This is a genomic window from Amycolatopsis sp. NPDC089917, assembly GCF_040684635.1.
GTDB lineage: Bacteria > Actinomycetota > Actinomycetes > Mycobacteriales > Pseudonocardiaceae > Amycolatopsis.
Map to the genome: position 1 here is coordinate 14,662 of NZ_JBFBGL010000023.1, position 12,511 is coordinate 27,172.

General features: G+C 69.2%; 12 protein-coding genes. 8 read left to right on the top strand and 4 right to left on the bottom strand.

Translation table 11 applies throughout. The features are described 5' to 3' along the window. Positions 1-101 precede the first annotated feature (101 nt). Both AB0N89_RS18470 and AB0N89_RS18475 read right to left on the bottom strand, forming a co-directional pair. Entirely contained in the window at positions 102-1,013 is a 912-nt protein-coding gene (locus AB0N89_RS18470) for an SDR family NAD(P)-dependent oxidoreductase (RefSeq protein ID WP_364205838.1), read from the bottom strand. After that, positions 1,014-1,592 (bottom strand): TetR/AcrR family transcriptional regulator, encoded by a 579-nt coding sequence (locus tag AB0N89_RS18475; protein ID WP_364205840.1) that lies wholly within the window; start codon positions 1,590-1,592, stop codon positions 1,014-1,016. 190 nt (positions 1,593-1,782) lie between these two features. Here AB0N89_RS18475 and AB0N89_RS18480 point away from each other — a divergent pair, with 190 nt between their 5' ends. From AB0N89_RS18480 to trmB, 6 genes are all read left to right on the top strand, one after another. After that, the gene (locus AB0N89_RS18480) at positions 1,783-2,721 is read left to right on the top strand and encodes an ABC transporter ATP-binding protein (RefSeq protein WP_364205842.1); all 939 of its coding nucleotides are present in this window, start codon (positions 1,783-1,785) and stop codon (positions 2,719-2,721) included. Positions 2,722-2,763: 42 nt separating this feature from the next. Further along, the gene (locus AB0N89_RS18485) at positions 2,764-3,495 is read left to right on the top strand and encodes an ABC transporter permease (protein ID WP_364205844.1); all 732 of its coding nucleotides are present in this window, start codon (positions 2,764-2,766) and stop codon (positions 3,493-3,495) included. A gap of 152 nt (positions 3,496-3,647) precedes the next feature. Further along, positions 3,648-4,565, top strand: a complete 918-nt coding sequence (locus AB0N89_RS18490; protein ID WP_364205846.1) for an ATP-binding cassette domain-containing protein — start codon at positions 3,648-3,650, stop codon at positions 4,563-4,565. Continuing rightward, a complete protein-coding gene (locus AB0N89_RS18495) occupies positions 4,562-5,314 on the top strand; it encodes a hypothetical protein (protein WP_364205847.1) in 753 nt (250 codons plus the stop codon). The genes AB0N89_RS18490 and AB0N89_RS18495 overlap by 4 nt, the downstream gene beginning before the upstream one ends. Before the next feature lie 159 nt (positions 5,315-5,473). After that, positions 5,474-6,025, top strand: a complete 552-nt coding sequence (locus AB0N89_RS18500; RefSeq protein WP_364205849.1) for a hypothetical protein — start codon at positions 5,474-5,476, stop codon at positions 6,023-6,025. 44 nt (positions 6,026-6,069) lie between these two features. Then, positions 6,070-6,753, top strand: coding sequence for a tRNA (guanosine(46)-N7)-methyltransferase TrmB (trmB, locus tag AB0N89_RS18505; protein WP_364205986.1), 684 nt, complete (start codon positions 6,070-6,072; stop codon positions 6,751-6,753). Positions 6,754-6,968: 215 nt separating this feature from the next. Here trmB and AB0N89_RS18510 read toward each other — a convergent pair whose 3' ends face one another. Next, positions 6,969-9,218: an ABC transporter permease gene (locus AB0N89_RS18510; RefSeq protein ID WP_364205851.1), complete on the bottom strand. Its 2,250-nt coding sequence runs from the start codon at positions 9,216-9,218 to the stop codon at positions 6,969-6,971. Next, positions 9,218-9,913, bottom strand: a complete 696-nt coding sequence (locus AB0N89_RS18515; protein ID WP_364205853.1) for an ABC transporter ATP-binding protein — start codon at positions 9,911-9,913, stop codon at positions 9,218-9,220. Before AB0N89_RS18515 ends, AB0N89_RS18510 begins: the two co-directional genes overlap by 1 nt. Before the next feature lie 244 nt (positions 9,914-10,157). On the opposite strand from AB0N89_RS18515, the gene AB0N89_RS18520 reads away from it, so the two are divergent. Together AB0N89_RS18520 and AB0N89_RS18525 are read left to right on the top strand one after the other, a co-directional pair. Continuing rightward, on the top strand, positions 10,158-11,864 hold the full coding sequence (locus tag AB0N89_RS18520) for a histidine kinase (RefSeq protein ID WP_364205988.1): 1,707 nt from the start codon (positions 10,158-10,160) through the stop codon (positions 11,862-11,864). After that, positions 11,861-12,511 carry a response regulator transcription factor gene (locus AB0N89_RS18525; RefSeq protein WP_191255701.1) on the top strand — a complete coding sequence of 217 codons (651 nt, stop codon included), beginning with the start codon at positions 11,861-11,863 and terminating at the stop codon, positions 12,509-12,511. The genes AB0N89_RS18520 and AB0N89_RS18525 overlap by 4 nt, the downstream gene beginning before the upstream one ends.

The following is a 12,511-nucleotide window of genomic DNA, read 5'->3' on the forward strand; positions in this document are numbered from 1 at the left end:
ACATCATTAGTGTGCTCTTCCGTGTTGCCCTTTGTGCTTGGGCGTTCGTCGCCTCCATTCTACAAAACCCCCCCACCCCCAACCCCACGACCAGCCGGTGCTCAGCGGTACAGGGAGTGGTCGGCCGTTTCCGGGTCCTGGCCCTTGTCCCGGACTTCGGCCATCCACTTGCCGAAGTCCGGGCGCGAACCGTCGACGTCGGTCAGGCCGTACTCGTTCATCAGCGTCCACGACGCCAGCGTCTTGCCCGCGAACCGTGACACTTCCGGGTCGGTCGCCAGCTTCGCGACCCCGCGCCCGAGCAGCGCCGGCGTCTCCGAGATGGCGAAGTCGACCGGGGCGGCCTTGCCCACCGCGTCACGCCAGGTCTCCTCGGTGACCCCGAAGTAGTCGAGCATGGCCTCCGAGCGCAGGAAGCCCGGCGTGACGGTCATGCCGACGCAGCCGTACTTCTTCAGTTCGGCACCGAGCGCCCTGCCGATCGCGCGGATCCCGCATTTCGCGAGGAAGTACGGGATTCCCGCGCCGACGTACTCGTCGTGGTCACCGTCGGTGACCTCGATGACGAGTCCGCCCTCCTGCCGGACGACCAGCGGCAGCAGCCGGTGCAACGCGATCAGGTGCGTGTCGATCGCGTTGTGCACCAGCGTGAGCGCGTCGTCGAGGCTGGAGTTCCAGTACGGCCCGTCGAAGTCCGCGAACGGGTCGCCGCCCCAGACGTCGTCGACCAGCAGGTCGATCCGGCCGTCCACTTCGGACTCGATCCGCGCCTTCAGCGCGTCCACATCGGACACCTCGGTGAAGTCGGTGCGGACGGGGATCCCCCAGCCGCCCGCCGCGTCGACGAGCTCCGCGGTGTCCTCGATCGTCTCCGACCGCTTCATCGGCGACTGCCGGTCCCGCGTCGTGCGGCCGGTGACGAACACCGTCCAGCCGAGCCTGCCCAGCTCCACCGCGATCGCCCGGCCACATCCTCGCGTCGCCCCCGTGACGACGGCCACTTTCCGGTCCATTCAGGACACTCCTTTCCACGCGGTCAGCACCGCGTCCACGTCTTGCCCCAGCCGCTCGACGATCCGGCCCTTCGGCCGGATCGACCAATCCAGCGCGGCCCCGTTCGCCACCCCCAGCAGCACTCGCGCCGCCCGGACGACCCCCGGCGCGCCCGGCAGGTCACGCGCCGCGATCCGGGTCAACCGCCGCAGTTCCGCCTCGACGGCGGAGAAATGCTCGCCCAGCAGGGCGCGGAGTTCCGGATCGCCGATGTCCACCCCCAGCTGCCCGAGGTGGTTCGCCGCGGTTTCCGCCGTCCCCAAGCCCTCGTAGATCACGACGACGGCCGCGCGCAGGGCCTCCACGGGATCGGCCAGCTCGCCGCAATCCCGCATCAGCCCCACGACGGATCGCGTGTTCAGCCGGCTCAACGCCTGCAGGAGACCGTTTTTCGAGCCGAACCGCTGGGCGACGGTGCCGACCGCCACCCCAGCCTCCGCGGCCACCTGGGCCAGCGTGAAACCCGGGCCGACCTCGCCGACCACGGTCCCCGCCGCTTCCAGCAGTCGTTCGTCGGTGATGGTGCGGGGTCTCGCCATGCCATTATTGAACCACGGTTCATTAACCCTGGCGATTCAGGGTCACTCTCAGGGGTGTCACCGATCGCGTACGCCGTCCGGAGACGGCAAGCTACTTCTCAGGTCGGGTACCAGGTTGGCACCTCAGGATGACGCGCTCGGCCACCCACATGGACGACGATTGTTCTCGCAATCGCCGAGGGGAGCAGACATGATCGAGGCAGCGGGCCTCACCAAGCGGTACGGCAAGACACTGGCGGTGAACAACCTGTCCTTCTCCGTCGCGAGCGGGAAGGTCACCGGTTTCCTCGGCCCCAACGGGGCGGGCAAGTCGACGACCATGCGGATGATCCTCGGCTTGGACAACCCGACCTCGGGTCAGGTGCGCATCGGTGGCAAGCAGTACCGCGAGCTGAAGGAGCCGCTGCGCACGGTCGGCGCGCTGCTGGACGCCAAGTGGGTGCACCCCAACCGGTCGGCGCGGGCGCATCTGCAGTGGATGGCGAAGTCCAACAAGATCCCGGCGAACCGGGTCGACGAGGTGCTCGAGATCGTCGGGCTCACCAGCGTCGCCGGAAAGCGCGCCGGCGGGTTCTCGCTCGGCATGTCGCAGCGGCTCGGGATCGCGGCCGCGCTGCTGGGCGACCCCGAGGTCCTCCTCTTCGACGAGCCGGTCAACGGCCTCGACCCCGAGGGCATCCTCTGGATCCGCAAGTTCATGCACCGGCTGGCCGACGAGGGCCGCACGGTGTTCGTTTCCTCGCACCTCCTCTCGGAGATGGCGCTGACCGCGAGCCAGCTGGTCGTGATCGGCAAGGGACAGCTGATCTCCCAGTCCTCCACCGAGGACTTCGTGTCACGGGCCGCCGAGAACACGGTCAAGGTCCGGTCCCCGCAGCTGCCCGCGCTGCGCACCGCGCTGACGCAGGCGAGCGCCCAGGTCACCGACGAGGACCGCGCGATCATCGTGTCCGGTTTGGACAGTGCGAAGATCGGCGAGATCGCCGCGGCCAACCGGATCGTGCTGCACGAGCTCAGCCCGCAGACCGGCTCCCTGGAGCAGGCCTTCATGCAGATCACCGGCGACTCGGTCGAGTACCACACCGGTCTCGAAGCCGAAGCCGCCGAAGTGGTCGCCGCCGCCCAGTAGCCACTCACTCTTTTCGAAACACTGTCGAGGAAAAGAAAAGCCATGACTCTGCTCGCTGTGGAACGCATCAAGCTGTTCACCACCCGCTCACCCTGGTGGTGCGCGCTGATCACCCTCGCGGTCGTGATCGGTTTCGCCGCCATCTTCGCCGGGGCCGCCCCGGCGGGTGAATTCACCGACGTCTCGAACTCCCAGTTCGGCTATGTCTTCGGCATGACCGTGATCATGGTCCTGGCGGCGCTTTCGGTGACCACCGAATACCGCTTCGGCACCATCCGCACCACCTTCCAGGCCGTACCGAACCGCAAGTCGGCGCTGCTGGCCAAGACCGGCGTCGTCGCGCTGCTCTCGCTCGTGATCGGCGAGGTCGCCGCGTTCGCCGCCTGGGGTCTCGCCTCGGTCATGCGGCCGGAAGACCTCATGCTGAACACCACCGCGGAGTGGATCAGCGTCGCCGGGGTCGGCGTCGTGTTCGCCTTCGCCTCGGTGATCGCGGTCGCCGTCGGCATCCTGATCCGGCAGAGCGCCGGCGCCATCTCGCTGCTGCTGATCTACACCCTCGCGGTGGAGAACCTGATCCAGCTCATCCCGAAGATCGGCAAGGACATCTACGACTGGATGCCGTTCCACGTCGCCGACCGGTTCCTCAACGGCTCGGGTCGCGCCGCCGCCGACGCGCCGCTGAGCCAGGGTGGATCGCTGGCCTACTTCGCCGGTTTCGCGCTGGTGCTGCTGATCATCTCGCTGGTCGTCGCCGACAAGCGCGACGCGTAAGAACTTCCGCAGGGGAGAAGCCGGACGTCCGCTCGGGGGAGCCGGGCGTCCGGCCGGGGAGAAAAAGGGGAACGAGGACCGGGCAGCCTGTCGGGGGGCGGCCCGGTCCTTACCCGTTTGGGTAATGTCGGAATCCACTGGAGGGAGGGCCGATGATCGAGGCCACCGGACTCACGAAGCGTTACGGCGACAAACTCGCCGTGGACACCCTTTCCTTCACCGCCGAAGCAGGCCGCGTGACCGGATTCCTCGGCCCCAACGGGGCGGGGAAGTCCACCACCATGCGGATGATGCTCGGGCTCGACAGCCCGACGTCGGGCGCGGTGACGATCGACGGGAAGGCCTACCGCGAGCTACGTGATCCACTTCGTACGGTCGGCGGCATGATCGACGCGTCCTGGCGGCATCCCGGGCGTCCGGCCCGTGAGCACCTGCGGTGGATCGCCGCCACGAACGGGCTGACCGACAAGCGGGTCGACGAGGTGCTCCGGCTGGTCGGCCTGGAGTCGGTCGCGCGCAAACGGGCCGGGCAGTTCTCGCTCGGGATGCTGCAGCGGCTCGGGATCGCGACGGCGCTGCTGGGCGACCCGCGGGTGCTGCTGTTCGACGAGCCGGTCAACGGGCTCGACCCCGAGGGCATCGTGTGGATCCGGCAGCTGATGCACGCGCTCGCCGCCGAGGGCCGCACCGTGTTCGTGTCCAGCCACCTGCTGCCGGAGATGGCGCAGACCGCGCAGGACCTCGTCGTGATCGGCCGGGGGAAGCTGATCTACCAGGGCACCATGGAGGACTTCGTCGGCCGCGCGAAGGGTCTCGGCGTGCGGGTCCGCAGCCCGCAGCTGGCCGGACTGCGGACGGCGCTGACCGAGAAGGGCGCCGAGTTCAGCGAGGAGGACGGCGCGCTCATCGTGTCCGAAATGGACAGTGACGCGATCGGCGAGCTCGCCTTCACCGCGGGCGCGACCCTCCACGAGCTGAAGCCGCTCACCGGCTCGCTCGAACAGGCGTACATGCAACTCACCGCGGAAGCCGTCGAGTACGGCGCCGGTGTCCCGGAGGTGGCCCGATGAGCACGGCGAACCTGATCCGCGCGGAGCGGATCAAGCTGCTGAGCACGCGCGCGCCCTGGTGGTGCGCGGTCATCGCGGTGGTCCTCGCGATCGGCTACACCGCGTTGTTCTTCGGCCTGGTGCCGCTGGAGGAACAGGCGACCGTCGCCTCGACTCAGACGGCCGGCAACCTCGGCCGCACCGTGGTGCTCGTGCTCGCCATCCTCGCGGCGGCGACCGAGTTCAACTGGGGCACGATGAAGCTCACCTTCCAGGCGGTGCCGTCGCGGGTGCCCGCGCTGCTGGCGAAGGGCGTCGTCGTCGGGATCTTCTCGGGGCTGATCGGCCTGCTCGTGGGCTTTTGCTCGTGGGGGATCGCGTATCTGATCAAACCGGCCGCCGACCTCGGGCTGCACTCGGGCGCCGACTGGCGCGCGGTCGCGGGCCAGGGGCTGACCTTCCTGCTGACCGGGCTTCTCGGCGTCGGCCTCGGGCTGCTGTTCCGCAGTCCCGCGTTCGCCCTCGGGTTCGCGTTGGCCTGGACGCAGGTGATCGAAGGTCTCGTCATCCTGATTCCACGGGTGGGCGACGACATCTACCAGTGGATGCCGTTCTTCGCGGCGAATCAGTTTTCAGGACCGGACATGACGGTTTCGATGCTGAAACTCGACCCGCCGTTGGGGCCGTGGGGTTATTTGGCTTATTTCGCCGGCATCTGCGTGATTGTTTATACGGCCGGGCTGATGATCACCCATCGACGGGACGCGTGAGCTTTTACCTCGGCCAAAGGAGTTAAGTCCACGTTAAGAGCCTGTGGCTTCTCTCACAGGATGCGGACATACTGTTCCTGACCGGGCGATGCTCGGGATGAGCCGCTTTTCGGCTCTCGGCCCCGGAGGTGATCCTTGACGGTGGATTCCGGTCAGGGAGTGGAACGCACGATCCCTAAAGCCCGTACTGAAAGCACAAGGCCACGACTCGAGCCCATGCTCGACCTCGAATGGTCCCAAGCGATCGAACTGCCCCGAACGGTGGCGTCGGCGACCCGGCCGTCCGATCTCCGCCGTGCCTGGGTGCACCGCGCACCCGAAGATCTCGTTGTCGCGCTGTACCGCGCGTCCAGTGGAATGCACGGCGAAATCCCCGCGCCGTGGTGGCTTCGCGCCGTCGTGGAAGGAAAGCTCGAATCGCGGGAACTCGGTTTCCGCATCGAAGATCGGATCTCCGGTCTGCTCGGCAGGCGTCCCGGTTGGGAATTCGTCCCGTGGGCGGCGGACGGGGAATCCGGCTACTGGGAGTTCATGCCTTCCGAACGCGGGGCTTCCGGCCATTCGATCCCGACCACGGTGTTGAACACCAGCAGGCACGACGGCTGGATCGACGTACTCCCCGCCCATTCCAGTACGACGCCGCCACCGATCGCGGTCGGCGGATTCGCCGGGTTGCGCTCGCGGCTGGGGGAGTTCGAAGCGGTCCGGTAACCCCCGCGTTTAATGGGCGGGTGGAAAACGAGGACCAGCCACGGATGCGCAGCGTGGTCAGCTATGTCAAACGCGGCGGCCGGATGACCGTCGGGCAGCAGCGAGCCTGGAACGAGCTCTGGCCGTCGCTCGGCCGCACGGTCGGCGAGCTGCCCGAAGGCACGGTGGATTTCGAAGACTGGTTCGGCAGGCGCGCCCCGGTCATGGTGGAGATCGGCTCGGGCATGGGCGAGACCACCTCCCAGCTCGCGGCCGCCGCGCCGGAGCTGAACTACGTCGCGGTCGAGGTGTACGACCCGGGTCTCGGCCAGCTGATGCTGCGCGCGGAGAAGCTCGGGGTGGAGAACCTGCGGCTGATGCACGGCGACGCCGTCGTGCTCCTGACCTCGCACGTCGAGCCGGGTTCGCTGGCCGGGGTGCGGCTGTTCTTCCCGGACCCGTGGCCGAAGAAGCGGCACCACAAGCGGCGGATCGTGCAACCCGAGTTCGTCTCGCTGGTGGCGTCGCGGCTCGCGCCGGGCGGGACCTTCCACATGGCGACCGACTGGGAGAACTACGCGGAGCAGATGATGGAGGTCTGCTCGGCCGAGCCGCTCCTGCGCAACCGGCACGCCGACGAGCCGGGCGGCTGGGCGCCGCGTCCGGAGTGGAGGCCGATCACGAAGTTCGAGAACCGCGCCGACGTCGAGGGCCGGATCTCGCACGACCTGATCTTCGAACGGGTCTAAACGCCTGAAAGGGCCGGTCAGGGACGTCCCCACGTCCCTGACCGGCCCTTTCTTCACACCCCCGTGCCTTGGGATGCCCCCTGCGCATCCCCGGTGCCCGTTCATCCATCCCCCGACAGAGGGATGACCGGGCACCCGGCTCGTGGGTGGTTACCTCCGACTCCACCCACGAGACCTGCCCGCCCCGGCGCCATGACGCCATTCGGGCGAACCTTTTACTCGTCGGCCAACGGCTCCGACTGCACCCGCTTGAGGGCCGGGGTCGAGATGGATGCCCCGAGCAACGCCACCCCGATTCCCAGCACCACGGGCGCCAGCAGCCACGGGCTCAGCACGATCCCGTCCTTCTCGACCATGCTGTAGAGCCCGATGCCGACCCCGACCCCGACCGCACCCGCGCCGATGGTGGCCACCATCGCGGGCAGGGCCGCTTCCATCCGCAGCGCCCTCGCCAGCACCTTGACCGGTGTCCCGGCCGCGATGAGTGCCCCGAAGGTGCGGCGGCGGTCCATCACCGAACCGGCGGTCGCGACGGCCGCGCTGCAGCCGGCGAGCACCCCGGCGGCGATCAGGCCGATCACGGTGACCCGGCGCAGGTCGCCGAGTTCCTGCTGCTGGCCGATCAGGTGCAGGCCGCGGCTGACGACCTCCTGGCCTGGGGCCGCCCCGACCAGCGCGGTCCGCACGACCTCGCCGTTCGCCGACGTCGTCGGCACGACCACGTCGACCTTGTCCGGCGTGACCCCCGCGGGCACCAGGGCCGGGTCGATGACGATCGTGCCGTAGGTGTCCTCGTCACTGGACGGGAAGAGGTGCACCGGCGCCTTCGGATCCAGCGGCGTACCGGCCTTGTCGTAGTCGTTCGTCACCTGGTACGCCGACGGGTCGAGGCTGGTCCTGCTGTAGATCGCGGGACCGGGCAGGCAGGTGCCGCCGATGTTCACCCGCAGCAGCTTCGCGGCGTCCTCGCAGTTCATGACGAAGGCGCGGCTGAGCGTCTGCGAGCGGGTGCCGGTCTCGCCGGTGGACAGGTAGACCTGGCCGACCGCGATGGCCTTTTCGGTGACCCCGTTGCGCGCGAGGGACGCGTTGGTCTGGTCGGCGATCTGCTGGGCCTGGGTCGCGTCGGACCCGGCGTAGAGGACGTTGTCTTGGTAGGTCCGTCCACCGCCGGCCATCGACTCGAACGTCGGCAGCAGCGTGAGCGCCATCGAGCCGGTGAACACCGCGAGCACGACACCCGCCGTGGCCCGGTACGCGCTCTTCGGGTCGTCGCGGAGCCTGCGCCCGGCAAGCAGCGAGGCCGGTTTGCGCCAGATCCGGACGAACGTGCCGCCGACCGCCGAGGTGACCCACGGTCCGATGATCGCGGCCGACCCGACCAGCAGGAAGAGCCCGAGCATCACCATCGGCAGGCTGCCGTCGTCCTGGCTGACCGCGAAGAGGAAGAAGGCGCCGGCCACGGGGACCGCGAGCAGCCGCCACCAGTGCAGCGGTTTGCGGGCGTGGGCCGAGGCCGCGAACAGCGGCGTCTTCAGGACGCGGCGGATGCCGAGGACACCGGCGAACACGACCAGCAGCGGGATCACGACGGCGATCGCGGTGGTCGAAACGACCGGGAGGCTGAAGTCCGACGCGAGCCAGGTCCCGCCTGCCCACGGAACGAACGTCGAGAGGCCTTGGAGCGCCGGCGCCACGAGGATGCCCAGCAGGGCGCCGACCACGGCGGACAACGCCGTCTCGGCGGCGACGATCTTCATCACCTGGCCCGGGGTCGCCCCGGCCAGCCGGAGCGCGGCCATCCGCACTTCGCGCCGGGCGGCGGTGAGCCTGGCCGAAGACGCGACGAGCACCAGGCTCGGCACGAGCAGGACGATCACGCCGACCCAGGCGAGCAGTTCGAGCATCGGGTCGGGCTTCGCCTGCTTGTTCGGGAAGCCGTCCGCGGCCATGGCCGTCTTCGGCATCGACTCCGGGGTGTGGCCGACGACGGCGACCAGTTGCTCCGGATACATCAGGGAATCGGGTCCGAGCGCGTCGACGAGTTTGCCGAATCGCTCCCCGAGCTGGGCCTGCGGCGCCGACTGGATCAGTTTCCCGAGTTCCGGGGAAACGATCGCCTCGCCGGGGCCGGGCAGCTTCGGGATGCCCGGCGGCAGGCTGAGGATCGGCGAGGCGCCGGTCTGGGCGATGTCGACGCGGATGATCTCGCGGTCGCCCGAGTAGTCCTTGTTGGCCGCCATGAGCAGCGGCGCCGGACGCTGGCTCTCCCCGGATTGGGAGTAGTAGCTGCCGATGTCCTGCCAGATCGCCCGCTGCGAGCGGGCCTGCGTGGCACCCGGGAGGGAGGCCAGCAGGAGCACCAGACTGGTCGCGACGGCGACCCCGACCGCGGTGAGGATGGCCGACGTGCGGGTCCGGCGGTCGACCCGGAGCACCCGCATGGCCAGCTGGAAGCTGTTCATTACGCGGCCAGCCTCGTCGCGATCAGGCCGTCGCGGATGGAGACGGTGCGCGGCATGGCTTCGGCGAGTTCGCGGTCGTGGGTCACCACGATCACCGCGGCGCCGCTGTCGGCGGCCGCCGCGAGCAGCGCGTCCATGGTGGCGCGGCCGGTGCGGGTGTCGAGCGCGCCGGTCGGCTCGTCGGCGAAGATCACCTTCGGCCGGTGCGTCAGGGCGCGGGCGATCGCGACGCGCTGCGCCTCACCGCCGGAAAGCTCGCCGGGGCGGCGCTTTTCCTTGCCCGCGAGGCCGAGCTTCGCCAGCCATTCGCGGCCGGCTTCGATGGATTCCTTGCGGCCCTTGCCACCCAGCAGCGACGGCAGCGCGACGTTCTCTTCGGCGCTCAGTTCGGCGACGAGCATCCCGGACTGGAACACGAAGCCGAACTCGGTGCGGCGCAGTTCGCTGCGCTTGCGCTCGTTGAGCTGGTCGACCCGCTGCCCGGCCAGGAAGATCTGCCCGGCGTCGGCGCGGAGGATCCCGGCGAGCACGTGCAGCAGGGAGGTCTTGCCCGAGCCGGAGGGCCCGACGATGGCGACCGCGTCACCCGCCTGGATGTCGATGTCGATCCCGGCCAGCGCGTGCTGCGTGCCGTATCGCTTCACCAGCCCCCGGCCCGCAAGCACCGGCTGCCCTGTCCACTGTGGATCTACCACCGTGATCTCCCTAGTCAGTCTTCGTGTTCCGCTTCGGGAAAGAGCTTCGCTGTGAACCACCTGTGTCCACTTCGGGCAGACGGCCAGTGCTGATCTCGCCCGCATCGGCCGATCGGCCGACCCGGCTCGGGCCGGTCGGCCAAGGTGCGGACGGTGGCGGATCCTCTACCGTCACGGTGTGACAGCAGGGCCATCCCAGAACAAGTTCTCCGTGCGGGCGAGCGCGCTCGCGCGCCGCATCGGCATGCCCGCGGTCGTCCTGCTGGCCGCGCTCGCGTTCGACCTGGCCTTCATCACCGACGCCGCGTTCGACGACGCCGGCCCCAGGTTCATCGACCTCCTGCTGTTCCCCGGCATCTTCGGCATGGTGTTCTGCGCGCTCTGGGCGCAGAAACGCGCCGCCGTCGCCGCTGTCGCCGCCTCGGTCGTGCTGGTCAGCTACACGCTGGTCGTCCGGTATTTCGGCATCCCGACCTATTCGAGCGTGCTCGCGAACCTGTCCATCACCGAAGTGGTGGCGGGGGTGGAGATCCTGTTCTACGCCGCGCGCCGGACGCGGCCGGGTGTCGCGTTCGCGGTGATCTCGGGTTTGGTGCTGGCCACCTTGACCGCGGTGTCCGGCCGGTACGTGGAGGGACTGTCGGGCGGCACCATGGCCCAGGCGATGCTGTTCGGCGGCATCCTGCTGGGCGGCACGCTGGTCTTCGCGATTCCCGGGCGCGACCGCACGGTGAATCCGAAACGCTACGAGAAGCTGCAGAAGCTCAACAAGCTGGTGATGGGCCAGTGGCCGCTCATCGGCATGTTGAGCGTCGCGCTCATCCTGGAATTCGGCTTCACGTACTCGACCGGGGTACACGGTCTGCCCCTCCTGGTCTGTTCGATCGTCGCCGCGATCATCGCGATCGCGGCGCCGCGGCGACCGGCCGACGCGATGGTCGCGCTGACCGCGGTCCTGCTGCTCTCGACGCTGGTGACGCCGTTCCTCCGGCTCCGCTACAGCTACCCGACGCCCGGCGGGCTGCCGGGGACGCAGGTCGTCGCGGGGATGGGCGCGATCGTCACGCTGGTCCGCGCGGTCGGGCTGGGCAAGGCCACGTCGCGGCTCGCGGCGCTGACCGGGGTGGTGATGGTCGCCTGCGTGCTCAACACCCAGCGGCCGAATCCGCGGCTCATGACCGAACCGGACGACATCGCCGGGTTCGCGATCGCCGGGCTGCTGCTGCTCGGTATCTCGGTGGCTGTCGGCCTGGCGCTGCGTTCGCGGGATTCGGAGCGGACGCAGGTCATCCAGTCGGCGATCAGCGACGCGCAGACCTCGGAACGGATGGCGCTGGCGCGGGAACTGCACGACGTCGTCGCCCACCACGTCACCGGGATCGTCGTGCAGGCGCAGGCGGCGAAGATGATGGGCGAGAAGAACCCGCAGGTCGCGGTCGAGGCGATGGGCCGGATCGAGGACGCCGGGGTGGAGGCGCTCGCGGCGATGCGGCGGCTCGTGCGGAGCATGCGCGGCGACGCGCCCGCCGGGAGCAGCGAATTCAGCGAGCAGGCCACCACCGATCTCGCCGCCGACCTGCGGTCGCTGATCGAACGGTCGAACCACGGTGTGAAGACGTCGATGAAGCTCGAACTGCCGTCGAACGTGCCGCACGAGGTCGGGCGGTCGGCGTTGCGCCTGGTGCAGGAGTCGCTGACGAACATCGGCAAGCACGCGTCCGGCGCGAAAGAGGCGCTGGTCATCGCCGAGGTGATCGAGAGCGAACTGCACCTCCAGGTGACCGATGACGGACGCGAGCCGGAGCGCCGTCCGGCCGGCGGGTCGGGCGGCTACGGTCTGATCGGCATGCGCGAACGGGTCGCCCTGTTGCACGGCCGGCTCTCCGCCGGGCGGGCGCCGGGCGGCGGCTGGCGCGTCGAAGCGTGGCTACCACTTGAAGGAGAAGAGTGATCCGGGTATTGATCGCCGACGACCAGGACATGGTGCGGATCGGCTTCCGGATGATCCTGGACGCCCAGGACGACATCGAGGTGGTCGCCGATGTGGCGGACGGCGTCTCGGCGGTCGCGAAGGCGCGCGAACTGCGGCCGGACGTGTGCCTGCTGGACATCCGCATGCCGGGGATCGACGGGCTCGAGGTCACCAAGCAGCTGGCGGGACCGGACGTCGCCGATCCGCTGAAGGTGGTGGTGGTCACGACGTTCGACCTGGACGAGTACGTGCACACCGCGCTGCGGAACGGCGCGAGCGGGTTCCTGCTGAAGGACGCCGGCCCGGCGCTGCTGATCGAGGCGGTGCGCGCGGCCGCGCGCGGGGACGCGCTGGTGTCGCCGCAGATCACCGTCCGGCTGCTGAAGCATTTCGACGGCGGCGCGGTGAAACGCGAGGTCGTCCCGCCTTCGGAGCCGCTGACCGCGCGGGAGCTGGACGTGGTCAAGGCGGCCGCGAAGGGGCTGACGAACACCGAGATCGGGGCCGAGCTGTTCCTGTCGTTGTCGACGGTGAAGACGCATCTGGCGTCGGTGCAGGGCAAGGTGGGTGCGCGGAACCGGGTGGAGATCGCGGCGTGGGCGTGGCGTAGCGGAGTCGTGGACTGA